This is a genomic window from Roseovarius sp. (assembly GCF_965228755.1).
GTDB lineage: Bacteria > Pseudomonadota > Alphaproteobacteria > Rhodobacterales > Rhodobacteraceae > Roseovarius.
In genome coordinates this window covers 1,275,212-1,299,251 of record NZ_CBDDIG010000005.1, presented here as the reverse complement: position 1 = coordinate 1,299,251, position 24,040 = coordinate 1,275,212, and the positions used below count along the sequence as shown (strand labels likewise).

Genomic DNA, 24,040 nt, shown 5'->3' with positions numbered 1-24,040 from the left:
AAAGGGGTTTCTTGGATTGAACCTGCCCGCCTTTTCCGACATTTTGCGCGCGATTGCCAGCCCGGCGCAGACGGAGCCTCACCCCATGCCCGATTCCGACCCCGACAAGACCACCTTTCGCCGCGTTCTCCTGAAGATTTCCGGCGAAGCCTTGATGGGGGACCAGGGGTACGGGCTGCACCCGCCGACGGTCGAGCGCATCGCGCAGGAGGTCAAGTCGGTCCACGACATGGGCGTCGAGGTCTGCATGGTGATCGGTGGCGGTAACATCTTCCGCGGGCTCCAGGGCTCGGCGCAGGGGATGGAACGCACCACGGCCGACTACATGGGCATGCTCGCCACCGTCATGAACGCGCTCGCCATGCAAAGCGCGCTCGAGGGGCTCGGCGTCTTCTGCCGGGTCATCACCGCCATCCGCATGGACGAGGTGGCCGAGCCGTATATCCGCCGCCGCGCCGTGCGCCACCTCGAGAAGAAGCGCGTCTGCATCTTCGCCGCCGGCACCGGCAACCCCTATTTCACCACCGACACCGCCGCCACGCTGCGGGCCAGCGAAATGGCCTGCGAGGCGATCTTCAAGGGCACCATGGTCGACGGTGTCTACGACAAGGATCCGGTCAAGCACGACGACGCGGTCCGCTTCGACAACGTCTCCTACGACGAGGTGCTGGCCAAGCACCTCAAGGTGATGGATGCCAGCGCCATCGCGCTCGCCCGCGACAACAACCTGCCGATCATCGTCTTCTCCCTCGACGAGCCGGGCGGCTTCCGCAGCATACTCGCGGGCAAGGGCACCTATACAACGGTGCACGCCTGAGGATAAAAAGGGTCGAAAGACCACGACCGCAAGCAAGGATTCCACGATATGTCGGATGATTTCGAGCTCGACACAAACGATCTGAAACGCCGGATGGACGGCGCGATGCATTCCCTCCGGACCGAGTTCGCCTCGCTCAGGACCGGGCGCGCCTCGGCCAGCATGCTCGAGCCCGTCCAGGTCGAGGCCTATGGCCAGATGACCCCGATCAACCAGGTCGGCACCGTCAACGTGCCCGAACCCCGGATGGTCACCATCAACGTCTGGGACAAGTCCCTCGTCAACAAGGTCGAGAAGGCGATCCGCGAAAGCGGGCTGGGCATCAATCCCCAGATGAACGGCACCATCATCATGCTGCCGATCCCCGAACTGAACGAGGAACGCCGCAAGGAACTGGGCAAGGTCGCCGGCCAGTATGCCGAGCACGCCCGCGTCGCCATCCGCAACGTCCGCCGCGACGGGATGGACCAGATCAAGAAGGCCAAGGCCGACGGCATGTCCGAGGACGACCAGAAATTCTGGGAAACCGAGGTTCAGGATCTGACCAACGAGTATATCGCGGCGGTCGACGAGGCGCTGGAAAGCAAGCAAGCCGAGATCATGCAGGTCTGACATGGCAGGTAAGCGCGACACGCGGACAAACGACGCCCCCAACGGCCCCCGCCATGTCGCGATCATCATGGACGGCAACGGCCGCTGGGCCCAGGCGCGCGGGCGGCCCCGGCTCTTCGGCCACCACGCCGGCGCCCGCCGGGTGCGCGAGATCGTCACCGCCTGCCCTGACCTCGGGGTCGAGTACCTGACGATCTTCGCCTTCTCCACCGAGAACTGGAAACGCACCCAGACCGAGGTGGCGGGCCTCATGAGCCTGTTCCGCCGCTACATCATGAAAGAGATGCAGGACTTCGTTAAAGAGAATGTCCGCGTCCGCTTCATCGGCGACCGGCCCCGCCTCGACGCCAAGCTGCGCGCGCTGATGGACGAGGCCGAGCAGATGACCAGCCACTGCACCGGCACCAACCTGACCATCGCGCTCAACTACGGTGGCCGCGACGAGGTCTCCCGCGCCACGCGGCGCCTGGCCGAAGACGTGGCCTCGGGCCGGCTGAAGCCACAGGACGTGGATGAAGAAACGCTTCCAAAGTACCTGGATACATACGTTTTACCCGATCCCGACCTCGTGATCCGCACCAGCGGAGAGGCGCGGATTTCCAACTTCCTGCTCTGGCAGTCGGCCTATGCCGAGTACGAGTTCATCGACACGCTCTGGCCCGACTTCACCAAGGACGTGTTCACCGAACTGCTGAAAGGCTACGGCGCCCGCGACCGGCGCTTCGGGGCCGTGCTCGCATGAGCGACGCGCGGCAGTGGCATGATCTCGTGCCGCGCGTTCTCTCGGGCGTGGCGATCGGGGTGGCGGGGCTGGTCGCGCTCTGGCTCGGCGGCTGGGTCTTCACCATCGTCGCCTGTACCGTCTGCGGCCTCATGGCCTGGGAAAACGCCCGCATGTTCGACGCCCCCGCACCGATGCAGGACGGGGCGCTCGCCGGCGGCGCGCTGCTGCTCGCGGCGCTCCTTCCGGGCATCTTCGCCCTGCCGATCCTCGCCGCCTCGGCCGTCGTCACCGCCAGCCGCGCGGGCCGCGACAAGCCGCTCTGCTTCTGCGTCCATATCTGGATCCTGCTGGCCTGCCTCGCCCTTGTCGTGCTGCGCGGGCAGGCGGGGCTCGCCTCGATCCTTTGGCTGGTCGCCGTCGTGGTGGCCACTGACGTGGCCGGCTACTTCGCAGGGCGCAGCCTCGGCGGGCCGAAATTCTGGCCTGCGATCAGCCCCAAGAAAACCTGGAGCGGCACAATCGGCGGCTGGGTCGCCGCCGCGATCGTCGGCGCCATCTTCGCCGGCCCGACCGGCGCCGGGCTGGCCCTCGTGCCCATTTCCGTCCTCGTCTCCTTCGCCTCGCAGATGGGCGACATCGCCCAAAGCGCCGTCAAGCGCCGGGCGGGCGTCAAGGACAGCTCCAACCTCATCCCCGGCCATGGCGGCGTCTTCGACCGGTTCGACGGGCTGCTCGGCGGCGCGGCCATCGCCATGCTGCTCTGGGCCCTCAACGTGATCTCGCACACGGCATGAAACGGATCTCGATTCTCGGAGCGACCGGCTCGATCGGTCAGAACACCATCGACCTCGTCCGCCGCGACCCGTCATCCTTCCAGGTGGTGGCGCTGACCGGCGGGCAGAACGTGGCGCAGCTCGCGCAGGATGCCATCGCCCTCAACGCCGAAATCGCCGTGACGGCCGACGAGTCCCGCCTCGACGACCTGCGCGCGGCCCTCAAGGGCAGCAAGGTCGAGGCCGCGGCTGGCGACACCGCCCTGATCGAGGCCGCCCAGCGCCCGGCGCACTGGGTGATGTCCGCCATCGTCGGCGCCGCCGGCCTCCGCCCCGGCCTCGCCGCGCTGGAACGGGGCGCGACCCTGGCGCTCGCCAACAAGGAATCGCTGGTCGCCGCCGGTCCGCTGGTGATGAGCGCCGCCCGCAGCAACGGCGGCCGCATCCTGCCGGTCGACAGCGAACATTCCGGCATCTTCCAGGCCCTCCGGGGCGAGGATTCGGCCGCGGTCACCCGGATCATCATCACCGCAAGCGGCGGCGCCTTCCGCGACTGGCCGCTCGAGGAACTCGAGGCCGCCACCCCCGAACAGGCCGCCACCCACCCCAACTGGGACATGGGCCAGCGGATCACCATCGACAGCGCCTCGATGTTCAACAAGGCCCTGGAAATGATTGAAGCGCGAGAGTTTTTCGGCTTCTCCCCCAGGCAGATCGAGGTCCTGGTCCACCCCGAATCCCTCGTACATGCGCTGGTGGCCTATTGCGATGGCGGGATGATCGCCCATGTCGGTCCGCCCGATATGCGCCACGCCATCGGCCATGCCATGTACTGGCCCGAACGCTCTGCGCTTCCCGTCGAACAGCTCGATCTCGCCGCCGTTGGCCAGCTCAATTTCAGCGAACCCGACCTGCGCCGCTACCCCGTCCTGCGCCTCGCCCGCGAGGTGATGGACGAGCGCGGCTTCTCCGGCGCGATCTTCAACGCCGCCAAGGAACGTGCCCTCGATCACTTCATCGCCGGCCACATCGGCTTCTGCGACATGTGCGACGTGGTCGAGGAGGTGCTGGCCCGGCTTTCGTCAGAAGACAGCCTCACATCTGCCGCCTTCACGCTTGACACCGTGCTGAAGGCAGACCACCTCGCAAGAACCCGCGCAGACGACGTGGTAAGAGAAAGAACTAGTTAGGAGTTGCGCGTGGACCCGATGGCGATCATCCCGCAGTTTGGCGGCCTGTTCATGACCGTGGTGGCATTCATCGTCGCCCTCTCGATCATCGTGGCGATCCACGAATACGGCCACTACATCGTCGGGCGCTGGTGCGGGATCAAGGCCGAGGTCTTCTCGCTGGGCTTCGGCCCGGTGCTCTTCTCGCGCACCGACCGGCACGGCACCCGCTGGCAATTCGCGGCGCTGCCCTTCGGCGGCTACGTCAAGTTCATGGGCGACGCCAACGCCGCCAGCGGCACCGCCAGTGACGACTACGAGACGATGAACGCCGACCAGAAACGCCATACCATGCTGGGCGCGCCGCTCTGGGCGCGCACCCTCACGGTCGCCGCCGGTCCGGTCTTCAACTTCATCCTCTCCATCATCGTCTTCACCGGGGTCATGATGGCCCAGGGCAAGGTGGCCGAACCGCTGACCGTGGGCGAGCTGACCGACCTGCCGGTCGAGGGGATCACCCTGCAGCCGGGCGACGAACTTGTCCGTATCGAAGGGCAGGAAGTGCCCGCCCGCGACGCCGAAAGCGGCGACACTTTCCAGGATTTCATCGACGCCCTGCCGCAGGAAGAGCTGCTCGATTACGAGGTCCGCCGCAAGGGCGAGCTGATCACCGTGCATGGCCCGTACCCGATGCCGCCCCACGTGGTTCAGCTCTCGCCGCAGTCGGCGGCCTATGACATCGACATGAAACAGGGCGACGTCATCACCGCCGTCGATGGCCAGCCGATCGTGTCTTTTGCGCAACTCAAGGACATCGTCGAATCGTCCGAGGGCCGTGTGCTTCAGCTCGACGTCTGGCGCGACGGCGAGATGCTCGAATTCGCCCTCGCGCCCCGCCGCGTGGACGAGCCGCAGGACGAGGGCGGCTTCCGCACCGAGTGGCGCATCGGCATCGCCGGCGGCCTCGCCTTCGAACCCGCCACCGAACGGCTCGGCCCGCTCGACGCGCTCGCCAACGGCACGGCGCAGGTCGGAAATGTGATCTCCGGCTCGGTCTCGGGCCTCTACCACATGATCACCGGCGCCATCAGCAGCTGCAACATGTCCGGCCCCATCGGCATCGCCGAGGTCTCGGGCGCCATGGCCAGCCAGGGCATCTCGAACTACATCTGGTTCATCGCCGTGCTGTCCACCGCGGTCGGCCTCCTGAACCTCTTCCCGATCCCCGTGCTCGACGGCGGCCACCTGGTTTTCTATGCGTACGAGGCAGTTGCCGGCCGTCCGCCCAGCGACAAGGCACTGCGGATCATCATGACCGTGGGGCTGTTCTTCGTGCTCTCGATCATGGCCTTCGCGATCACCAACGATCTGTTCTGCCCCTGAGGGCCGGGGCAGGGCGCTCCGCCACGATCTTGCCGCAATTCAATCCGGATTCGTGTCACATTGCTGCGTCAGTTAGCGCCTGAAACGAAGTAGGGGCAGGACTATGCAACAACTCGTCAGCGGATACCGCGGCATCAGCCTTCTGGTCGACGTCAACTGGGACCGGATTCTCTATCTCGCCACCATCGCCGTGGCGCTGCTCGCCGGGGCCTTTTTCGGCTCGATGTAAGCGGCTCCCGCGCGCCGTCCAACCCGGCGCGCGACAGCCCGGAATTGCCTTCCATGACAGCGCTTGAACGCTCCCCGCGCCCCCTTGGGTTGCCGGGGAACGGGGCGCTTCTTGTCTTCCGTCACGGGTCATCCACAAAATCTGCCCACACGCGCTTTGACAAGCCCAGAGAGAGAGGTTACTGACTTCGTATACTGGGATGTCTGACTGGGTTTGCAAATGAATGTCTTGAATGCGTGGCGAGACGTGCGCCAAGCACGCTTTTCCCTTAAGGGTTTCGTGGCACGGGGTCTGATCATTTTCGCAGTCGTGCTGGCCTGCTTCGCCACCCCGCGAGACGCCGCCGCCCAGACCTACCGATTCACTTCCGTGACGATCGAAGGGAACCAGCGCATCGAGCCGGGCACCATCCTGACCTATGCCGGTATTTCCCGTGGCCAGACCGTCTCGGCCGGCCAGCTCAACGAGGCCTATCAGCGCATCGTCGAGAGCGGCCTGTTCGAAACCGTCGAGATCGAGCCGCGCGGCAGCCGGCTGGTCATCAAGGTCCGCGAGTATCCGACGATCAACAAGATCGCCTTCGAAGGGAATCGCAAGATCAAGGACGAAGACCTCACCGGGATCGTCCAGAGCAAGTCGCGGCAGGTTTTCAACCCCAGCCAGGCCGAGCGTGACGCCACCGCGATTTCCCAGGCCTATGTCCAGAACGGCCGCGTGGCCGCCCGCGTCACCCCCAAGATCATCCGCCGCAGCGAGAATCGTGTTGACCTGGTCTTCGAGATTTTCGAGGGCAAGGGCATCGAGATCCAGCGCGTCAGCTTCGTCGGCAACAAGATCTATTCCGACCGCCGCCTGCGCCGCGTCGTCGGCAGCAAGCAGGCCGGCCTGCTGCGCGCCATCGTCTCGAGCGACACCTTCGTCGAGGACCGCCTGCAATTCGACGAACAGGTCCTGACCGACTTCTATCAGTCGCGCGGTTATGTCGATTTCCGCGTCACCGGCACCAATGCCGAACTGGCCCGCGAACGTGACGGCTATTTCGTCACCTTCAACATCCAGGAAGGGCAGCAGTTCCGCTTCGGCCGGATCACCACCACCAGCGAAATCCCCGAGGCCAACTCGGCGGAATTCCAGCGGGTGCTGAAGATCAAGCCGGGCGTCGTCTATTCGCCCACGCTGGTCGAGAACTCCATCGCCCGGATGGAACGGCTCGCCATCAAGAAGGGCATCGACTTCCTGCGCGTCGAGCCGAACATCACCCGCAACGACCGCGCGCTCACGCTCGACGTCGAATTCCGGCTGATCCGCGGCCCCCGCGTCTTCGTCGAACGGATCGACATCGAGGGCAACACCACCACGCTCGACCGCGTGATCCGGCGCCAGTTCGAAACCGTCGAGGGCGACCCGTTCAACCCGCGCGAGATCCGCGAAACGGCCGAGCGCATTCGCGCCCTGGGCTATTTCAGTGACGCCAAGGTGAACGCCCGCGAAGGCTCTCGCCCCGACCAGGTGGTCGTCGACGTCGATGTCGAGGAAACCACCACCGGCTCGCTCACCTTCGGCGGCAGCTACTCCACCGATGCCGGGCTTGGCATCTCGGTCGGCTTCCGCGAGCGCAACTTCCTCGGCCGGGGCCAGACCCTCGCCGCCACCGTGGCGCTTTCGGGCGACCGGTCGAACTACTCGATCAACTTCATCGAGCCGGCCTTCCTCGGCCGCGACGTCGCCTTCTCCTTCTCGTCCGCCTATGTCGAGACCGACAGCGACAACAGCCTCTACGATACCACCTATGCCAGCTTCCGGCCCGGCATCACCTTCCCGCTGGCCGAACGTTCGCGGATGACGCTCTACTACAGCGCAGCCTATTCGGATCAGGGCAACTATGTCGGCGCCTCGCCGACGCTCGCCGCCGAAGCGGCCCTCGGCGGCCAGTTCGCCAGCGCCGTCGGCTACCGCTACGTGTTCGACAGCCGCGACAACGGCCTCAACCCCAATGCCGGCGTCCTGATCGACACCGGGCTCGAATATGCCGGGCTCGGCGGCGACCAGGAGTACCTGAAATCGACCCTGCGCGTGGTCGGCGAAACCCGCGTCCTGAACGAGGAAGTCACCCTGCGCGGCATCTTCGAGGCGGGCTCGATTGACTTCATGGGCGGCACCCGCGGCCGCGCCGTCGACCGGTTCACCCAAAAGGTCATCCGCGGGTTCGAGCCCAACGGCATGGGCCCGGTGCAGGCCGGCGAACACCTCGGCGGCAACCTCTTCGCGGCGGCCAAGTTCGAGGCGGAATTCCCGCTGGGCCTGCCGGCAGAGTTCGGCATCACCGGTGGCGCCTTCTACGACATCGGCTCGATCTGGAACGTCGACACCGTCGTGCCCCCCGTGGCCCAGTCGGTCGGCTTCGAGGCGCGCCACGTCATCGGCCTCTCGCTGTTCTGGGAATCGCCCTTCGGCCCGATCCGGATGGACTTCTCCAAGGCCCTTCAGAAAGAACCGGGCGACATCGAACGCCAGTTCGACTTCTCGGTCAGAACGGACTTCTGATCTTGTCCCTCCTGCGCGGCCTTGCTGTTGCGGCGTTCGCCCTGGCATGCCTCGGCCCGCCGCAGGCCCGGGCGCAGGAGCTCGGGATCATCCAGAACGACATCCTCGTTCTCGACCCCGAGCGCCTGTTCGAGCGGACCAGGCTGGGCCAGCGCATGGTGGCCGACCACCAGGCCGAGCGGGAAAAACTCGCCGCGCGCAACCGCCGCCTCGAGGCCGAGCTCGAGGCCGAGGAGAAACGCCTGACCGAGCTGCGCGCCGAAACCTCGCCCGAGGAATTCCGCGACATGGCCGACGCCTTCGACGCCAAGGTGCAGGAAATCCGCCGCGACAGCGAACGCCGTGTCGTCGACCTCGAGCGCGACCGCGAGCGGCTGCCGATCCAGTTCCTACGCGCCGTCGAACCGGTGCTCTCCGAGGTCATGCGCGAGGCCGGCGGCACCGTGGTGCTCGACGCCCGCACCGTGCTCTTCCGCCTCGACGCGGTCGACGTGACCGACACAGCCGTCACCCGGATCGACCAGGCGCTTGGCGAGAGGTTGCCCGACCCGGAGGCCGATCCCGCTGCCCAGGACACCGGCTCGCAAGACACCGGATCGCAAGACACTGGCACCACCGACGGCGAGTAACCCCCGTGCTTGCCCAGCCGGGCCCCGCTTGGTAGGGAAACCGAACGCGACTTACCGAAAGGACCGACGATGACAGAGCCGCTGAAGACCGCGGATATCAACATGATCCAGCGGCTGATTCCGCATCGCTACCCGTTCCTGCTGGTCGACAAGGTGGTCGACATGAACGGCTACCAGTCCGCCCGCGGCATCAAGAACGTCACCATGAACGAGCCGCATTTCCAGGGCCACTTCCCGCAAAAGCCCATCATGCCCGGCGTCACCATGGTCGAGGCGATGGCCCAGACCGCCGCCGTCATGGTCGGAAGCCATCTTGGCCTTCAGGACAAGAACGTCCTGATCTATTTCATGTCGATCGAAAGCTGCAAGTTCCGCCGCATGGTCGAACCCGGCGACGTGCTGGCGCTCGACATCGAAACCCTGCGCGGCCGGCCGGGCGGCAAGGTCTGGAAGTTCCGCGGCGTGGCCACGGTCGAGGGGGACATGGCCTGCGAGGCCGATTTCACCGCCATGGTCGATATGCCCAAGGAGTGATCGGCATGAGCGAACGCGGCGAAACCGAGATCCATCCCAGCGCGGTCGTCGAGCCCGGCGCCCAGCTGGGGCAGGGGTGCCATATCGGCCCCTTCTGCCATGTCGGACCGGATGCGAAGCTCGGCGACGGCGTCACGCTGAAAAGCCATGTCGTCATCAGCGGCGACACCGAGATCGGCGAGGATTGCACCCTCTTCCCCTTCGCCTGCATCGGCGAGATCCCGCAGGATCTGAAGTTCCGCGGCGAGAAGACCCGCCTGGTGATCGGCGCCCGCAACCGCATCCGCGAGCACGTCACCATGAACACCGGCACAGAGGGCGGCGGCGGCGTCACCCGCGTCGGCGATGACGGGCTCTTCATGGCGGGCTGCCACGTGGCCCATGACGTACAGGTCGGCAACCGGGTCATCATCGTCAACAACGCCGCACTGGCCGGCCATTGCCTGATCGAGGATGACGTCATCATCGGCGGCCTCTCCGGCGTCCACCAATGGGTGCGCATCGGGCAGGGGGCCATCATCGGCGCCGTCACCATGGTCACCAACGACGTGATCCCCCACGGTCTTGTCCAGGCGCCCCGGGGCGAGCTCGACGGGCTCAACCTCGTCGGCCTCAAACGCCGCGGCGTGGCCCGCTCCGACATCACCGCGCTGCGCGCCGCCTTCCAGATGCTGGCCCAGGGCGAGGGCAGCTTCCAGGAACGCGCCCGCCGCCTCGGGGATGAGACCGAAAGCGACTACGTCCGCCAGATCGTCAACTTCATCACCGCCGGCTCCGACCGCTCCTTCCTCACGCCGGGCTCGGTCTGACCATGTCCGGAAAGCTCGCGATCCTCGCCTGCGCCGGCGCGCTGCCCGTGGCCATTGCCCGCGCCAACCCCGACGCCATGGTCATCACGCTCGAGGGCATCCCCAGCGAGCTCGAGGCGCAGTCGGAGCGCCACCGGCTCGAGCAGATCGGCACGCTCTTTTCGGCCATGAAGGAGGCAGGCGTCGACCGGATGGTCTTCGCGGGCTCCCTCGTGCGCCCCGCGCTCGACCCCTCGGCCTTCGACGCCGAGATGGCCGCCATCGCCCCCCGCCTGATGGCGGCGCTGCAGATGGGCGATGACGGCCTGTTGAGGACGGTCATCGACGTTTTCGAGGAACAAGGCTTTTCCGTCATCGGCGCGCACCAGGTGCTGCCCGCGCTCACCGCCGATCCGGGCCTCCACGCCGGCACCGCGCCGGACGAGGCCACGCAAGCTGACATCAGCCGCGCCACGCAGATCCTGCGCGGCCTCGCCCCCCTCGACCTCGGCCAGGCCTGCGTCGTCGCCGGCGGCCAGTGCCTCGGCATCGAAACCGTGCAGGGCACCGACGCGCTGCTCGATTTCGTGGCCGCCACCCCGCCCGAGTTCCGCCGCGCTCACCCCGGCGTGCTGGTCAAGGCCGCCAAGGTGGGCCAGGACCTGCGCATCGACATGCCCACCATCGGCCCCCGCACCATCGACGCCGTGGCGGGGGCGGGCCTCGCCGGGCTCGTGATCGAGGCCGGCAAGGTCATGATCCTCGACCGCGACACCACCCTTCAGGCCGCGCGGGACAAGGGCATTTTCCTTGTCGCGTCAGAGCTCTAGATGCGTATCTTCCTGATCGCCGGCGAGGCCTCGGGCGACCGGCTCGGCGCCGCGCTCATGGCCGGGCTGAAGCAGCTTGCCGATGTGCAGTTCGAAGGCATCGGCGGCCCGATGATGGAGGCCGAAGGCCTCTCCTCGATCTTCCCGATGGACGATCTCAGCGTGCACGGGCTGGTCGAGGTGCTCAAGCAATACCCGCACCTCCGCCGCCGACTGCACGAGGCCGCCGATGCGGTGCTCGCCGCGAACCCGGACGTGCTGATCACCATCGACAGCCCCGATTTCTGCCTCCGCGTGACGAAGATCGTGAAGGCGAAAAGCAACATCAGAACAGTGCATTACGTGGCCCCCTCCGTCTGGGCCTGGCGCCCGAAACGCGCCGAGCGCATGGCCTCCCATATCGACCAGGTGCTGGCGCTCCTCCCGTTCGAGCCGCCCTACATGGAAGCCGCCGGGATGGCCTGCGATTTCGTCGGCCACCCGGTCGTGAGCGAACCACAGGCCACGCCCGAACAGATCGCCGCCTTTCGCGAAAGCCGCGGCATCGGCGACGCGCCGCTCCTCATGGTGCTCCCCGGCTCCCGCCGCTCCGAGGTGGCCCAGCTCACCCCGATCTTCGGCGAAGCCCTCAAAGAGGTCTGCCGCGCCCGGCCCGATCTGCGGCTCGTCATCCCCGCCACCGAGGCCCGCGCCGCCCAGGTCCGCGAACTGACCGCCGACTGGCCTGGCCAGCCCATCATCGTCGCCCCCGACAACCGCAATCCCAAGGTCTATGCCATTGAAAAGGCCGCCGCTTTCGGCGCCGCCGACCGCGCGCTCGCGGCCTCCGGCACCGTTTCGCTCGAACTGGCCGCTGCCGGCACGCCGATGCTCATCGCTTACGATGTCCACCCGATAAGCCGCATGATCCTGCAACGCATGCTCCGGATCGACACGCTCACGCTGGTCAACCTCGTCAGCGAAACCCGCGCCGTCCCCGAACTCAACGGCGCCGACTGCCGACCTGAACTTATCGCCCCCAAGCTGTTGGAATTGCTCGACAACCCCGGCGATCAACCCGAGGCGATGGCCCTCACCATGGACCGCCTCGGCAAGGGCGGCGAAGCCCCCGGCCTCCGCGCCGCGAAGGCCGTGCTGAAACATCTTCAGTAGAAGCGCAGCCGCTGCCCCACGCCCATATCCTTCGCCTTGGCCAACATCGCATGGCCAAGCGCGATATCCGACAGCGACAGCCCCCGGTGCCAGAACAGGATCGTCTCCTCGGCACTCTCGCGCCCCGGCTTCACCCCAGCCACGATCTGCCCCAGCTCCGCATGCAGCGTCTCGGCGGTCAGCTTGCCCTGGTCCACATGCTCCCGAAGCGCACCGAATACGCCATGCGCCTGGCCCCAGTCATCCATCACCACTTTGTCCATGATATCCGTCAGGTTCAGCTCCACCGCCGACATCGTGCCATAGGGAACAACCAGCGCCCCGGGCTTGATCCAGTCGGTCTTCAACAGCGGCTGCGGTTCAGACAATCTCGACGCTTCCACAACGATATCAGCATCTTGCAGGCAGGACTTCCAGTCCTCCGTCACGGTAATCTCCCGCCCCAGGTCACGCCGCAACTGCTCCGCGAACGCCTCCCGGCTCTCCGGCCGCCGCGAATGCACCCGCACCTCCTCGAAATCGAACAGATGGCACAGCAACCGCACGTTCCAATAGGCCGTGCCCCGCGCCCCGATATGGCCCAGCACCTTTGGCTTCTCCGGCGCCAGGTACTTCGCCCCCAGCGCGGTGATCGCGCCCGTGCGCATCTCGGTAATCCCCGTCGCATCGATCAGCGCCTTGGGCGCCCCCATCCGCGGGTCGAACAGCGTCAGCAGCCCGTATTCCGAGGGCCGCCCCGATTTGTAGTTATCAACGAAATCGCCCACTACCTTGGTGCCGGCGCTGTCGATCTCGCCGCCGATCCAGCCGCGCAGCACGTTGAAATGCCCCTCGACCCCGGCCCGCGGCCGGATATGCATCCGCGGCTCGATCGCCGTCTCGCCCTTGCCCTGCATCCTCAGCGAATCCTCGATCGCCGACAGGATCTCCCCGTCGGTGAACCCCAGCGCCTCGATATCGAAGCGGTTCAGGTAGTCGAGGTAGACGGGCGGCGTATCGGCAGGCGTGGACATGGGGCAGGGCCTCTTAATATGTATGGACAAATAGACACTGGCAGCGCTTGCCCCCCTCGGCAACCCGCAAACGTACACCCCGTCCCGCGCGACAGCGCCCGGTGCCCGATTACCGGGCGCCCGTCACCTGACGGTGACCCAGACCGGCGCCTTGGTGTAAACCCACAGCGTAGCCGGATGGTCGGCCCCCGCCTTCATCGCGGCCGAAGACCCACCGGGCACGTAAGGCGCGAGAATCTGCACCCCGGTCACGCCCGGATGAAGGAGGATCGACCCGCGATAGGTCCCGTCGGAACAGGTGATCCGCATCGGCGACGGCCGCCCGCGCATGGTGGGAAACGCCACCTTGCCCGGCGTCTCGACCGTCGCCGTGACCTCCTCGGAGGCCAGGACACAGCGCATCCCCCTGATTTCCTTCCGGCCGGGCCCGTCGAGCCGGGTGCGTACGGCAAACCGCTCGGTGCTCTCGATTCGTGCGGCGAAAGCTGCAGTCGTGGCCGATGCGGTGGTGGCACCGGACCCAATTCCGCCGGCACATCCGGTCGCGAACACAAGGGCAAGGCAGGAAAGGCACTTCAGGGAAATACAGGCCAAGGAAAAGCTCCACTGGGCGGGGGCAGGCACGGCGCCATGCTAATCCCAAGCGCCCGTCCGCGCCATTGACCTTGCGTGAGCGAAAAGGGTCTCCGCCTCCAACGTTGCGCCCGCGACACACAGGTCGGGGCAGGGCGGTCAATACCGTCGGAACGGGAACCCCCGCTACCCCCGCCAGATCCACCCGCCGCCCAGGATCCGGCTGCCACCGGTCTCGTAGAACACGCAGGCCTGACCGGGCGACACGCCTTCCTCGGCGGTCAGTAGTTCCACCTCCGCCTCCGTCTCCGAGATCGGCCGGATGATCGCCTCCCGCGGCGGCCGGGTCGAGCGGACCTTGACCGACACGTGCCATTCCTCCTTCGAGGTAAACGCCTCGTCGCCCAGCCAGTTGATCTCGCGCACCGGCACAACCCGGGTCGCCAACAGTTCTTTCGGCCCCACGATCACCTGTTTCCCATCCACGTCCAGCTTCACCACGTAAAGCGGCTCCGACAGCCCGCCGATGCCAAGCCCCCGGCGCTGCCCGATCGTGTAGTGAATGACACCCTCATGCTCGCCCAGCACCCGGCCATCCACATGCACGATCTGCCCCGGTTCGGCCGCGCCGGGCCGCAGCTTCTCGATGACGGAGGCATAATTCCCGTTCGGCACGAAGCAGATATCCTGGCTGTCCGGCTTGTCCGCCACCGCGAGGCCATACCGCGCCGCCAGCTTCCGCGTCGCATCCTTCGAGGGCAGGTGCCCCAGCGGGAAGCGCAGGTAATCCAGCTGCTCCGGCGTGGTCGAGAACAGGAAATAGCTCTGGTCGCGGTTGGCATCCGCCGCGCAATGCAGCTCCGCCCCGGCGGCGCCGACCTTGCGCTGGATGTAATGCCCCGTCGCCATGCAATCGGCATCGAGGTCCTTCGCCGTCTCCAGCAGGTCCTTGAACTTCACCCGCTCGTTGCAGCGGATGCAGGGCACCGGCGTCGCGCCCGCAAGATAGCTGTCGGCGAACTCGTCGATCACCGCGTCCTTGAAGATGTTCTCGTAATCCAGCACGTAATGCGGAAAGCCCATCTCTTCGGCCACGCGCCTTGCATCGTGGATATCCACCCCGGCACAGCACGCACCCTTCTTGGCCAGCGCCGCGCCGTGGTCGTAAAGCTGCAGCGTCACGCCGACCACGTCATAGCCTTCCTCGGCCAGCATCGCCGCCACGACCGAAGAATCCACGCCGCCCGACATCGCCACGACGACGCGCGTGTCGGCAGGGGCCTTGGGCAGGCCCAGCGAATTCAGTTCAGTGTCGAGCGCCATGTCTCTCTCCGGCTCCGGTCCCGCGGAATATAGGAAAATGCAACACACTCTCAAGGCCCGGTTTCACCCCGCGTTAAGCGGCTGCGGCAACACTCCGGCCCATGGAATGTAAGGGTGAGAGTGATGTATCTGAAGAAAGTGGCCGGGAAAAGGGCCGTGCAACTTCCTGACGGAACGGTGATGACGCGGGCCGACCTGCCGCCCGCCGACACGCGGCGCTGGGTCGCCTCGCGCAAGCTGATGGTGGTGCGCGGTGTGCTCTATGGCCTGCTCGAACGCGACGAGGCGCTCGAACGCTACCGGCTCAGCGACGAGGAATTTCAGGAATGGGTCACCGCCCTGTCGGTCCATGGCGCGGACGGCCTGAAAGCGACAAATCGTCCCCCCGCGGACAAAACTGTCGACAACCCCAAGTAGCGGCAGGTATTATTTTCTGTCCGGGTAACCTGTAGTTAACCATTGTTAGTCACTACTCGTGTCGGGAAGAGTTTAAACGAACGGAGACCGTCATGCGTGTGCTACTGGTGGAGGACGACCCGACAACGTCCAAGAGTATCGAGTTGATGCTCACCCATGCGAATCTCAACGTCTACACCACCGACATGGGCGAGGAGGGGATCGATCTCGCCAAGCTCTACGATTACGACCTGATCCTCCTGGATCTTGGCCTGCCCGACATGGACGGGCACGACGTGCTGCGGCAGTTGCGGCTGGCGCGGGTCGACACGCCGATCCTGATCCTGACCGGGGCCGACGATACCGAGAACAAGATCAAGGGCTTCGGATTCGGCGCCGACGATTACCTGACCAAGCCCTTCCATCGCGAGGAGCTGGTCGCCCGCATCCACGCCATCGTCCGCCGCTCCAAGGGCCACGCGCAATCGGTCATCCGCACCGGCAAGGTCCACGTCAATCTCGACGCCAAGACGGTCGATGTCGACGGCAAGACCGTGCACCTCACGGGCAAGGAATACCAGATGCTGGAACTCCTCAGCCTGCGCAAGGGCACGACGCTGACCAAGGAGATGTTCCTGAACCACCTCTACGGCGGCATGGACGAGCCCGAGCTGAAGATCATCGACGTCTTCATCTGCAAGCTGCGCAAGAAACTGGCCGAGGCCACGGGCGGCGCCAACTATATCGAAACCGTCTGGGGCAGGGGCTACGTGCTGCGTGATCCCGATCCCGCCGCCGACGGGGACAGGCCGCTCGCCGTCGGCGCCTGACGGTCTGGACGCGCCCGCCGCCGCGCCCTATCACTTGGACCGACAGACCGGGGGCGCGCGGCAGGCCGGCCGCGCCCCGTTCAGGCGGAGGGGCAAGATGGCGCAGAAACCAGCGGTCGACAACCTGACAGAGGCGCAGGCGACGGAAGAACTGGCCGACCTGGCCCAGCGCCTGGCCGAGGCCAACACCGCCTATCACACCGAAGACGCCCCGGCGATCACTGACGCGGAATACGACGCGCTCAAATCACGCAACGCGGCGATCGAGGCGCGCTTCCCCCATCTCAAGCGCGCCGACAGCCCCTCCGACCAGGTCGGCGCCACCCCGTCCGAGGCCTTCGCCAAGGTCACCCACGCGGTGCGGATGCTCAGCCTCTCCAACGCCTTCGACGACGCCGACATCACCGAGTTCGACACCCGCATCCGCCGCTATCTCGGTCTATCGGAAGACGCGAACCTCACCTACACCGCCGAGCCCAAGATCGACGGGCTCAGCCTCTCGCTGCGCTACGAATCCGGCAAGCTTGTGCAGGCCGCCACCCGCGGCGACGGCGCGGTGGGCGAGAACGTCACCGCCAACGCCCGCACCATCGACGACATTCCCGTCACCCTGAAAGGCGCCCCCGATGTGCTCGAGATCCGCGGCGAGGTCTACATGAGCCACGAAGATTTCGAATCCCTCAACACCCGGCAGGCTGAGAAGGGCGACAAGCAATTCGCCAACCCCCGCAACGCCGCCGCCGGCTCCCTCCGCCAGCTCGATTCCTCGATCACCCGCAACCGCCCCCTGCGCTTCTTCGCCTATGCCTGGGGCGAGACCAGCGAACCGCTCGCCGACACCCAGATGGGCGCCATCAACCGCCTGGCCAAGCTGGGCTTCCAGACCAACCCGCTCACCGCCCTCTGCGACGGGCCAACCGAAATGCTCGCCCAATACGCCAGGATCGAGCAACTCCGCGCCGAGCTCGGCTACGATATCGACGGCGTCGTCTACAAGGTCGACGACCTCGCCCTGCAAGCCCGCCTCGGCTATCGCAGCACCACCCCCCGCTGGGCCATCGCCCACAAGTTCCCCGCCGAACTCGCCTGGACGCGCCTCGAATCCATCGACATCCAGGTCGGCCGCACCGGCGCCCTTTCCCCGGTCGCCCGCCTGACCCCCGTTACCGTCGGCGGCGTCGTCGTCTCCAACGCCACCCTCCACAACGAGGATTACATCGCCGGCCGCGACAGCAAGGGCAACGAGATCCGCGGCGGCAAGGACATCCGCGTGGGCGACTGGGTCCAGGTCTACCGCGCCGGCGACGTCATCCCCAAGGTGGCCGATGTCGACCTCTCCAAGCGCTCCGACGGGGCCGAACCCTATACCTTCCCCGAAACCTGCCCCGAATGCGGCTCCGAGGCCATCCGCGAGGAGGGCGACGCCGTCCGCCGCTGCACAGGCGGCCTCATCTGCCCGGCGCAAGCGGTTGAAAAGCTGAAACATTTCGTCTCCCGCGCCGCCTTCGACATCGAGGGGCTGGGCGCCAAGCAGGTCGAACAATTCTACCGCGACGGCTGGATCAGGGAACCCGCCGACATCTTCACACTGGAAGAGCGCTACGGCTCCGGCCCACGCCAACTCAAGAACCGCGAAGGCTGGGGCGAGAAAAGCGCGAAGAACCTATTCGAAGCCATTGAAGAAAAACGGAACATCCCCTTCGGCCGCCTCCTTTTCGCCCTCGGCATCCGCCATGTCGGCGAACAGGCCAGCAACCTCATCGCCCGCTTCTACGGCAACTGGGATGATTTCACCGCCGCCATGGACAGCGCCGCCGATTGCGACGGCCCCGAATGGGAACGCCTCCTCGGCATCGACGGCGTGGGCGAGGTCATGGCCCGCTCCCTCGTCACCGCTTTCGCGCAGGACAACGAACGCGAGAGCATCGACCGCCTGACCGCCCACCTCACCGTCGCCGAAGCGGCCCGCCCATCCACCGCCGACAGCCCCGTCGCCGGCAAGACCGTCGTCTTCACCGGCACGCTCGAGAAAATGACAAGGGCCGAGGCCAAGGCCCGCGCCGAAGCCCTCGGCGCCAAGGTCTCGGGCAGCGTCTCCGCCAAGACCGACCTCGTCGTCGCCGGCCCCGGCGCCGGCAGCAAGGCAAAAAAGGCCGAGGAACTCGGCGTCGAGATCATCGACGAGGATGGCTGGCTCGACCTCATAGGGCAGGCATGAGCACCCGGCCCCCCATCCTTTTCCCGCTCTTCGCCGAGCTGGAAACCCTGGAAGGGGTCGGCCCCAAATCCGCCAAGGCCCTCGCCGCGATCGACATCGAACGCCCGCGCGACGTGCTCTTCACGCTGCCCTATTCCGGCATCGACCGCCGCCGCCGCGAAACGGTGCAGGGCGCCAACTACCCCGAAACCGTCACCGTCGAGGTCACCGTCGGCGACCACCGCGCGCCCCAGCGCCGTGGCGGCCCGTACCGCGTCAACGTCGAAGATGCCGCAACCACCTTCCAGCTCGTCTTCTTCCACGCCCGCGACGAATACCTCCGCCGCATCCTCCCCACCGGCCAGCGCGTCGTGGTCTCGGGCAAGGTCGAGCTCTTCGACGGCATGGCCCAGATGGTCCACCCCGACCATATCCTGCCCCCGAACGAGGCCGGCACTATCCCCGATTTCGAGCCGGTCTACCCGCTGACCGCCGGCGTCACCCAGAAAACCATGGGCAAGGCCGCGCATTCCGCCGTCGCCCGCGCGCCCGAGCTGCCCGAGTGGATCGACCCCGCCCAGAAGGCCAGCGCCGGCTGGCCCGACTGGCACGAGGCCATCGCCCGCGCCCACGCGCCACAGGACATGGCCGATCTCAGCCCGTCCGACGCCCCCCGCGAACGCCTCGCCTATGACGAGTTCATGGCCCATCAGCTCACCCTCGGCCTCGCCCGCGCCAAGCTGCGCCGCACCAAGGGCCGCGCCACCGTGGGTACCGGCAAGCTGCAGGCCAGGGTGCTCGACGCGCTGCCCTACACCCCCACCGGCGCCCAGACCCGCGCCATCGCCGAGATCGCCGCCGACATGGCCCAGGACCGCCGGATGAACCGCCTCCTGCAAGGCGATGTCGGCGCCGGCAAGACCCTCGTCGCGCTGAAAGCCCTGCTCATCGCGGTCGAGGCGGGCGGGCAGGGCGTCATGATGGCCCCCACCGAAATCCTCGCCCGCCAGCATCTCGAAGGGCTCACCCCATTGGCCGAGGCCGCGGGTGTCGTCATCGAAATCCTCACCGGCCGCGACAAGGGCGCCGAGCGCCGCCGCAAGCTCGCCGCCCTCAAGGCGGGCGATATCCAGATCCTCGTCGGCACCCATGCCGTCTTCCAGAAGGATGTGGAATTCCACGATCTGCGCCTCGCCATCGTCGACGAACAGCACCGCTTCGGCGTCCGCCAGCGGCTGGAACTCGGCCGCAAGGGCGCACAGGCCGACGTCCTGGTGATGACCGCCACGCCCATCCCCCGCAGCCTGTCACTGGCGCAATATGGCGACATGGATGTCTCGATCCTCGACGAGAAACCGCCGGGCCGCAAACCGATCACCACCGCGCTGGTCAGCCAGGGCCGCATGGACGAGGTCGTCGATCACCTCCGCCGCGCCATCGCCGAGGGGCGACAGGCCTACTGGGTCTGCCCGCTGGTCGAGGAAAGCGAACTGATCGACCTCTCCAGCGCGGTCGAACGCTTCAAACGCCTCCGTGCCGCGCTTGGCGAGGGCGTTGTCGGCCTCGTCCACGGCCAGATGCCGCCCGAGGAGAAGGATGCCGCCATGGCCGCCTTCCAGCGGGGCGACACCGCCGTGCTCGTCTCCACCACCGTCATAGAGGTGGGCGTCGACGTGCCCAACGCCTCGATCATGGTGATCGAACGCGCCGAAAGCTTCGGCCTCGCCCAGCTCCACCAGCTCCGCGGCCGTGTCGGCCGGGGCGAGGCCGCCTCGACCTGCCTGCTCATGTACCAGCCGCCGCTGTCGGAGACCGGCGAGAAGCGCCTTGCCACCATGCGCGAAACCGAAGACGGCTTTCGCATCGCCGAGGTCGATCTCGAGATGCGCGGCGCGGGCGACCTGATCGGCACCGCCCAATCCGGCCTGCCACGCTTTCGCATCGCCGACCTCGAAGGGCAGGCGGCGCTGATGGCGATTGCCCAGTCCGACGCCCGCAAGCTGCTGAACGACGACCCCGACCTGACGGGCGAGCGGGGGCAGGCGGCCCGCATCCTCCTGTGGCTGATGGAGCAGGACCAGGCCATCCGCCTGATCAGCGTCGGCTGAAACTTATCCACAGACTGGAACGGAAGCGGAACAAAAACTTTCGTTCCTTACCAAGGCGTTAAGCTGATTTATTCACAAACGTTCCGCTTTGTTCTCACAAAGTTCTTTACAAACCCTTTCCGAAATGAGAACAAATAAGCAACAAAGCCACACCGGACGAAGGAGCCACCCAATGCTCAGCCAGTTCAAGACCGCCGCCTACCGCTCCCGCGATACCCTCGTGGGCGATCTCATCGGCGGCGCCGCCCTGATGGTCACGCTCCTGGGCGGGCTCTACCTGCCGGGGCTTCTGTAACCCTTTCTGCCTGCGACGTTCCTGGCCTGTCGCGCAATCCGCATCGCCTGTCCCCATAGTCTCGATGCGCCGCGCCTGATCACTGTCCCCGGGGTCTGCCTCCCCCTGATCACGGACAGGCCGTAAAACGGAACCGAGCTTCCTTCCGCCGCCGCTTGTCCCCAAGCGCGCGGCGGTTTTTTTATCCGGAATTCAAATGATTGCGCACCAAAGCTCGCGGAGCGCGCCTCACGCGCAGGAACTCGACGCCTGCGCCGTCTCCAGCGCCTCCACCGTCGCCTCCAGCGTCAGCAGGATCGACGCGTGCCGGTTCTTGTAATCCTTCGCCGGCCGCAGCACCTCCAGCCCGTCGAACGGGGCAGGGGGCGTCGGCCCGTCCTGCTTGAGCATCGCCTTCAGCGCATCGCGCGCCTCGGTCACCTGCGCCAGGTCACAACCGATGATATGCCCGCCCACGATACTGGCCGAGGCCTGCCCCAGCGCACAGGCCTTCACCTCCGCCGCGTAATCGGTGATCACCGACCCGTTGGTCTTGATATCCACTGTCACGGTCGACCCGCACAGCGGCGCCCGCCGCTTCACGCTCGCATCCGGATCCTCCAGCCGGCCATGATGCGGAATATCCGCCGCCAGCTCCAGGATCCGGGCCGAGTACAGTTTGATCAGGTCGGTTTCGCCGCTCATGGCTTTCCCTTTCCGCGTTCCCCCCATAGATAGAGGCGCGTGACGCAGACGGAAAGGGTTTCCTTCATGGCATTCGATCCCGAAACACTCAAATTCAACGCAGACGGGCTGGTGCCGGCCATCGCGCAGGATTCCGAGACCGGCGAGGTGCTGATGCTCGCCTGGATGAACGCCGAAGCGGTGCGCCGCACCCTCGACACCGGCCGCGTCACCTACTGGAGCCGCTCTCGCCAATCCTTCTGGATCAAGGGCGAAACCAGCGGCCACGTTCAGGAACTGGTCGAACTCCGCGTCGATTGCGACCGCGACTGTATCCTCGTCCGCGTCCACCAGTACGGGCCCGCCTGCCACACCAACCGGCGCACCTGCTTCTACACCGCCATCGAGGACGGGGCAGAGGTCGAGCTGATGTCGCCCATGCCGGGCTGATCAACCAGCGTGTTTGCGGTGCCGCGCGGCGGCTTCGGCAATCACGTCTTCCCGTAGCGTGAAGCCCAGCCCCGGCTTGCCCTCCAGCGCCAGCCGGCCCTTCTTCGGCGCAAGGTCCGGCGCCTCGACGATATCCTCGGCCAGCAACTGCCACATGATCTGGTTGCCGTCGTCGAGGTTCGGAATGGCCCGGCCCGCGTGATGCTCGGCACAGGTGGTGATGCCCGTTGTCATCGACGAATGGATGCACAGCGGCACCCCCGCCGCCTCGGCCACCGCCGCCGCCTTCATCAGCGGCCGCAAGCCCCCGATCTCGCGCGGGCCCACGGCGATCATGTCGGCCCGGTGCACGGCGGCCGCCACATGCACTTCCTGCAAGGTGAACACGCTCTGATCCGCCCCGATGGCGATGGGCGAACGCGCCGCCACATGCGCCAGCGCGGCCTGCGAGGTGCTGGCGGTCGGCTGCTCGATATACTCGATGTCATAGGGCGCCAGCCGCGCGATCATCCGCAGCGCCACCGCCTGGTCCCACGCCTCGTTCGCATCGAGCCGCAACCGGGCGTCCGGCGCCACCTCCCGCACGGCGCGCACGGCGGCCATGTCATGCTCGGCCCCTACGCCCACCTTCAGGTACAGGATCGGCTGCCCCTCGGCCACCGCGGCGGCGGCATCCTCGGCCAGCGCCTCGGGCGTCTGGCCCTGCAGGAAATGGAAATACCCCACGTCCTTCCGCACCGCCCCGCCTAGAAGATCCCACACCGGGCGCCCCAGCACCTTGCCCTGCGCATCCAGCGCGGCCGTCTCAAGCGCGTTCCGCAACTGGTTGAAATACCTTGGCATATTGCCGCCGAACACCAGGAAATGCTCGCGGTAGACATCCTGCAAACCCTGCGCGATATCGAAGACCGACCGCCCCACCAGCCCCCGGCCCAATTTCTCCAGCACGATCTTCTGCGCATCGGCATACGGCGCGGCGGGCGTCTCGCCATGGCCCACCGTGCCATCCTCGCAGGTCATCGTGACAAGGTTGACGGTGAACGCGTCCTCGACCCCCTGCGACCAGATATAGGGCTGGCGCAGCGGCAGGCGCAGCGGGGTGGCGGTGACGGAAGCAATAACGGCCATGCGGGCGGGTCCTGTGCCTGGAAACTCCGCCGCAGGCTAGGCCGCGCCGGGCCCGCCGGAAAGCCGGAAAACGCGCCAACCTGTTCGGTTCGCGACAATCGGCGTCGTCAATCGCTTGTCACCAGACGCAGGAACGGGCGGTGCCGCCGCTTCGGCGCGGGGCGGGGCGGCTCCGCCACGGGCCGGCTGACCTCCACATTGCCGCCATCCACCGGCGCCACCCGCAGGCGCGTCACCTCGAACCGCCGCGGCACCCGGCCCGCCTCGCCCTCGGCCACGAGACAGCCCATCGCCCGGCTCACGTCGCCCAGATCGCTGCGCAGCGGCAGCAGAACCATCCGCGCACTCAGCTCCGGCTGCCGGAACCCGCCCCGCGACAGCAGGTCCAGCCGCACCGTCGCCGGCTCCTCGAACAGCCGCGCCAGCGCGCCGGCAAACCCGTCCCGCCGGTCGGGGTGGATGAAACTGCTCACCGGCATCCCCCGCACATCCATCCCCATCAGGTCGGCCAGGTGCGCCCCCGCCACCCGGAACCGCGCCAGCCCCGGCGCGATCCGCTCGATGATGAACGTGTCCGACAACAGCCCCTCGATCCGCCGCGGGTCGATCTCGGCCCGGCGCGGCACGGCCGTCCCCTGCCGCAAGCCCTGCCAGTAATCGACAAGCGCCTCCGGGTCACGGCCCGCGGCGCGGTGCCTTGGCCGAAGCTCGATCACGTCGTCCGGTCTGTCGGTGTCGTCTTGCATTGGTCTGCCCTCGCTCGGGTCGGTGGCTCGAAACGCCCGCCACGGCCTTGCGGCGCAGCCGGCGCGTTCCCGGAATCTGGCACGATTACACCGACAGGGCGCCCGAAATGTTAATAATTGGTTAACTTCGCATC

At 66.7% G+C, this 24,040-nt stretch carries 25 protein-coding genes; 19 read left to right on the top strand and 6 right to left on the bottom strand.

Annotation, left to right across the window (positions count from 1 at the left end):
• The first annotated feature begins 85 nt into the window (after nucleotides 1–85).
• From pyrH to lpxB, 13 genes are all read left to right on the top strand, one after another.
• The gene (gene pyrH / locus ACO07J_RS09990) at nucleotides 86–817 is read left to right on the top strand and encodes a UMP kinase (protein ID WP_422028679.1); all 732 of its coding nucleotides are present in this window, start codon (nucleotides 86–88) and stop codon (nucleotides 815–817) included.
• Nucleotides 818–865: 48 nt separating this feature from the next.
• Nucleotides 866–1,429: a ribosome recycling factor gene (frr, locus tag ACO07J_RS09985; protein ID WP_422028678.1), complete on the top strand. Its 564-nt coding sequence runs from the start codon at nucleotides 866–868 to the stop codon at nucleotides 1,427–1,429.
• 1 nt (nucleotide 1,430) lies between these two features.
• Complete coding sequence (locus tag ACO07J_RS09980; RefSeq protein WP_422028677.1) at nucleotides 1,431–2,171, top strand: isoprenyl transferase; 741 nt, start codon at nucleotides 1,431–1,433, stop codon at nucleotides 2,169–2,171.
• A complete protein-coding gene (locus tag ACO07J_RS09975; protein ID WP_422028676.1) occupies nucleotides 2,168–2,947 on the top strand; it encodes a phosphatidate cytidylyltransferase in 780 nt (259 codons plus the stop codon). Before ACO07J_RS09980 ends, ACO07J_RS09975 begins: the two co-directional genes overlap by 4 nt.
• The gene (gene dxr, locus ACO07J_RS09970; RefSeq protein WP_422028675.1) at nucleotides 2,944–4,116 is read left to right on the top strand and encodes a 1-deoxy-D-xylulose-5-phosphate reductoisomerase; all 1,173 of its coding nucleotides are present in this window, start codon (nucleotides 2,944–2,946) and stop codon (nucleotides 4,114–4,116) included. Before ACO07J_RS09975 ends, dxr begins: the two co-directional genes overlap by 4 nt.
• Before the next feature lie 9 nt (nucleotides 4,117–4,125).
• Nucleotides 4,126–5,478, top strand: coding sequence for an RIP metalloprotease RseP (gene rseP, locus ACO07J_RS09965; protein WP_422028674.1), 1,353 nt, complete (start codon nucleotides 4,126–4,128; stop codon nucleotides 5,476–5,478).
• A gap of 103 nt (nucleotides 5,479–5,581) precedes the next feature.
• Nucleotides 5,582–5,707: a hypothetical protein gene (locus ACO07J_RS09960; protein WP_422028673.1), complete on the top strand. Its 126-nt coding sequence runs from the start codon at nucleotides 5,582–5,584 to the stop codon at nucleotides 5,705–5,707.
• A gap of 219 nt (nucleotides 5,708–5,926) precedes the next feature.
• Nucleotides 5,927–8,251: an outer membrane protein assembly factor BamA gene (bamA, locus tag ACO07J_RS09955; protein ID WP_422028672.1), complete on the top strand. Its 2,325-nt coding sequence runs from the start codon at nucleotides 5,927–5,929 to the stop codon at nucleotides 8,249–8,251.
• Between the two features lie 2 nt (nucleotides 8,252–8,253).
• Complete coding sequence (locus tag ACO07J_RS09950; RefSeq protein ID WP_422028671.1) at nucleotides 8,254–8,880, top strand: OmpH family outer membrane protein; 627 nt, start codon at nucleotides 8,254–8,256, stop codon at nucleotides 8,878–8,880.
• A 69-nt stretch (nucleotides 8,881–8,949) separates the two neighbouring features.
• The gene (gene fabZ, locus ACO07J_RS09945; protein WP_422028670.1) at nucleotides 8,950–9,414 is read left to right on the top strand and encodes a 3-hydroxyacyl-ACP dehydratase FabZ; all 465 of its coding nucleotides are present in this window, start codon (nucleotides 8,950–8,952) and stop codon (nucleotides 9,412–9,414) included.
• A 5-nt stretch (nucleotides 9,415–9,419) separates the two neighbouring features.
• Nucleotides 9,420–10,223, top strand: coding sequence for an acyl-ACP--UDP-N-acetylglucosamine O-acyltransferase (gene lpxA, locus ACO07J_RS09940; protein WP_422028669.1), 804 nt, complete (start codon nucleotides 9,420–9,422; stop codon nucleotides 10,221–10,223).
• 2 nt (nucleotides 10,224–10,225) lie between these two features.
• Nucleotides 10,226–11,032, top strand: a complete 807-nt coding sequence (locus tag ACO07J_RS09935) for an LpxI family protein (RefSeq protein ID WP_422028668.1) — start codon at nucleotides 10,226–10,228, stop codon at nucleotides 11,030–11,032.
• A complete protein-coding gene (gene lpxB / locus ACO07J_RS09930) occupies nucleotides 11,033–12,184 on the top strand; it encodes a lipid-A-disaccharide synthase (RefSeq protein ID WP_422028667.1) in 1,152 nt (383 codons plus the stop codon).
• On the opposite strand, the gene ACO07J_RS09925 is transcribed toward lpxB, so the two are convergent.
• From ACO07J_RS09925 to mnmA, 3 genes are all read right to left on the bottom strand, one after another.
• Nucleotides 12,178–13,197 carry an ornithine cyclodeaminase family protein gene (locus ACO07J_RS09925; protein WP_422028666.1) on the bottom strand — a complete coding sequence of 340 codons (1,020 nt, stop codon included), beginning with the start codon at nucleotides 13,195–13,197 and terminating at the stop codon, nucleotides 12,178–12,180. The genes lpxB and ACO07J_RS09925 overlap by 7 nt on opposite strands.
• Nucleotides 13,198–13,320: 123 nt before the next feature.
• Complete coding sequence (locus tag ACO07J_RS09920; protein WP_422028665.1) at nucleotides 13,321–13,599, bottom strand: hypothetical protein; 279 nt, start codon at nucleotides 13,597–13,599, stop codon at nucleotides 13,321–13,323.
• Nucleotides 13,600–13,956: 357 nt separating this feature from the next.
• On the bottom strand, nucleotides 13,957–15,093 hold the full coding sequence (gene mnmA / locus ACO07J_RS09915; RefSeq protein ID WP_422028664.1) for a tRNA 2-thiouridine(34) synthase MnmA: 1,137 nt from the start codon (nucleotides 15,091–15,093) through the stop codon (nucleotides 13,957–13,959).
• Between the two features lie 123 nt (nucleotides 15,094–15,216).
• Between mnmA and ACO07J_RS09910 the strand changes: the two genes are divergently transcribed.
• The 5 genes from ACO07J_RS09910 (at nucleotide 15,217) to ACO07J_RS09890 (ending at nucleotide 20,919) form a co-directional block, all read left to right on the top strand.
• Nucleotides 15,217–15,510 (top strand): DUF1153 domain-containing protein, encoded by a 294-nt coding sequence (locus ACO07J_RS09910; RefSeq protein WP_422028663.1) that lies wholly within the window; start codon nucleotides 15,217–15,219, stop codon nucleotides 15,508–15,510.
• Between the two features lie 92 nt (nucleotides 15,511–15,602).
• Nucleotides 15,603–16,319, top strand: coding sequence for a response regulator transcription factor CtrA (gene ctrA, locus ACO07J_RS09905; protein WP_422028662.1), 717 nt, complete (start codon nucleotides 15,603–15,605; stop codon nucleotides 16,317–16,319).
• A gap of 97 nt (nucleotides 16,320–16,416) precedes the next feature.
• Nucleotides 16,417–18,537, top strand: a complete 2,121-nt coding sequence (gene ligA, locus ACO07J_RS09900; protein WP_422028661.1) for an NAD-dependent DNA ligase LigA — start codon at nucleotides 16,417–16,419, stop codon at nucleotides 18,535–18,537.
• Nucleotides 18,534–20,624, top strand: coding sequence for an ATP-dependent DNA helicase RecG (recG, locus tag ACO07J_RS09895; RefSeq protein ID WP_422028660.1), 2,091 nt, complete (start codon nucleotides 18,534–18,536; stop codon nucleotides 20,622–20,624). The genes ligA and recG overlap by 4 nt, the downstream gene beginning before the upstream one ends.
• Nucleotides 20,625–20,796: 172 nt before the next feature.
• Entirely contained in the window at nucleotides 20,797–20,919 is a 123-nt protein-coding gene (locus tag ACO07J_RS09890; RefSeq protein ID WP_300895462.1) for a hypothetical protein, read from the top strand.
• Nucleotides 20,920–21,147: 228 nt separating this feature from the next.
• Here ACO07J_RS09890 and ACO07J_RS09885 read toward each other — a convergent pair whose 3' ends face one another.
• Nucleotides 21,148–21,603, bottom strand: a complete 456-nt coding sequence (locus ACO07J_RS09885; RefSeq protein ID WP_422028659.1) for an iron-sulfur cluster assembly scaffold protein — start codon at nucleotides 21,601–21,603, stop codon at nucleotides 21,148–21,150.
• A 66-nt stretch (nucleotides 21,604–21,669) separates the two neighbouring features.
• Between ACO07J_RS09885 and hisI the strand changes: the two genes are divergently transcribed.
• On the top strand, nucleotides 21,670–22,032 hold the full coding sequence (gene hisI / locus ACO07J_RS09880; protein WP_422028658.1) for a phosphoribosyl-AMP cyclohydrolase: 363 nt from the start codon (nucleotides 21,670–21,672) through the stop codon (nucleotides 22,030–22,032).
• Here the strand turns inward: hisI and ACO07J_RS09875 are convergent, their stop codons facing one another.
• Together ACO07J_RS09875 and ACO07J_RS09870 are read right to left on the bottom strand one after the other, a co-directional pair.
• Complete coding sequence (locus ACO07J_RS09875; RefSeq protein WP_422028657.1) at nucleotides 22,033–23,160, bottom strand: mandelate racemase/muconate lactonizing enzyme family protein; 1,128 nt, start codon at nucleotides 23,158–23,160, stop codon at nucleotides 22,033–22,035.
• Nucleotides 23,161–23,267: 107 nt separating this feature from the next.
• Complete coding sequence (locus ACO07J_RS09870) at nucleotides 23,268–23,906, bottom strand: PAS domain-containing protein (protein WP_422028656.1); 639 nt, start codon at nucleotides 23,904–23,906, stop codon at nucleotides 23,268–23,270.
• Nucleotides 23,907–24,040: the final 134 nt, after the last annotated feature.

Excerpts from the sequence above, each read along its gene's own strand:
- pyrH (WP_422028679.1), top strand. The coding sequence starts at position 86 with ATGCCCGATTCCGACCCCGACAAGACCACCTTTCGCCGCGTTCTCCTG.
- frr (WP_422028678.1), top strand. The coding sequence starts at position 866 with ATGTCGGATGATTTCGAGCTCGACACAAACGATCTGAAACGCCGGATG.
- ACO07J_RS09980 (WP_422028677.1), top strand. The coding sequence starts at position 1,431 with ATGGCAGGTAAGCGCGACACGCGGACAAACGACGCCCCCAACGGCCCC.
- ACO07J_RS09975 (WP_422028676.1), top strand. The coding sequence starts at position 2,168 with ATGAGCGACGCGCGGCAGTGGCATGATCTCGTGCCGCGCGTTCTCTCG.
- dxr (WP_422028675.1), top strand. The coding sequence starts at position 2,944 with ATGAAACGGATCTCGATTCTCGGAGCGACCGGCTCGATCGGTCAGAAC.
- ACO07J_RS09960 (WP_422028673.1), top strand. The coding sequence starts at position 5,582 with ATGCAACAACTCGTCAGCGGATACCGCGGCATCAGCCTTCTGGTCGAC.
- bamA (WP_422028672.1), top strand. The coding sequence starts at position 5,927 with ATGAATGTCTTGAATGCGTGGCGAGACGTGCGCCAAGCACGCTTTTCC.
- fabZ (WP_422028670.1), top strand. The coding sequence starts at position 8,950 with ATGACAGAGCCGCTGAAGACCGCGGATATCAACATGATCCAGCGGCTG.
- lpxA (WP_422028669.1), top strand. The coding sequence starts at position 9,420 with ATGAGCGAACGCGGCGAAACCGAGATCCATCCCAGCGCGGTCGTCGAG.
- ACO07J_RS09935 (WP_422028668.1), top strand. The coding sequence starts at position 10,226 with ATGTCCGGAAAGCTCGCGATCCTCGCCTGCGCCGGCGCGCTGCCCGTG.
- lpxB (WP_422028667.1), top strand. The coding sequence starts at position 11,033 with ATGCGTATCTTCCTGATCGCCGGCGAGGCCTCGGGCGACCGGCTCGGC.
- ACO07J_RS09925 (WP_422028666.1), bottom strand. The coding sequence starts at position 13,197 with ATGTCCACGCCTGCCGATACGCCGCCCGTCTACCTCGACTACCTGAAC.
- ACO07J_RS09920 (WP_422028665.1), bottom strand. The coding sequence starts at position 13,599 with ATGCGCTGTGTCCTGGCCTCCGAGGAGGTCACGGCGACGGTCGAGACG.
- mnmA (WP_422028664.1), bottom strand. The coding sequence starts at position 15,093 with ATGGCGCTCGACACTGAACTGAATTCGCTGGGCCTGCCCAAGGCCCCT.
- ACO07J_RS09910 (WP_422028663.1), top strand. The coding sequence starts at position 15,217 with ATGTATCTGAAGAAAGTGGCCGGGAAAAGGGCCGTGCAACTTCCTGAC.
- ctrA (WP_422028662.1), top strand. The coding sequence starts at position 15,603 with ATGCGTGTGCTACTGGTGGAGGACGACCCGACAACGTCCAAGAGTATC.
- ligA (WP_422028661.1), top strand. The coding sequence starts at position 16,417 with ATGGCGCAGAAACCAGCGGTCGACAACCTGACAGAGGCGCAGGCGACG.
- recG (WP_422028660.1), top strand. The coding sequence starts at position 18,534 with ATGAGCACCCGGCCCCCCATCCTTTTCCCGCTCTTCGCCGAGCTGGAA.
- ACO07J_RS09890 (WP_300895462.1), top strand. The coding sequence starts at position 20,797 with ATGCTCAGCCAGTTCAAGACCGCCGCCTACCGCTCCCGCGATACCCTC.
- ACO07J_RS09885 (WP_422028659.1), bottom strand. The coding sequence starts at position 21,603 with ATGAGCGGCGAAACCGACCTGATCAAACTGTACTCGGCCCGGATCCTG.
- hisI (WP_422028658.1), top strand. The coding sequence starts at position 21,670 with ATGGCATTCGATCCCGAAACACTCAAATTCAACGCAGACGGGCTGGTG.
- ACO07J_RS09875 (WP_422028657.1), bottom strand. The coding sequence starts at position 23,160 with ATGGCCGTTATTGCTTCCGTCACCGCCACCCCGCTGCGCCTGCCGCTG.
- ACO07J_RS09870 (WP_422028656.1), bottom strand. The coding sequence starts at position 23,906 with ATGCAAGACGACACCGACAGACCGGACGACGTGATCGAGCTTCGGCCA.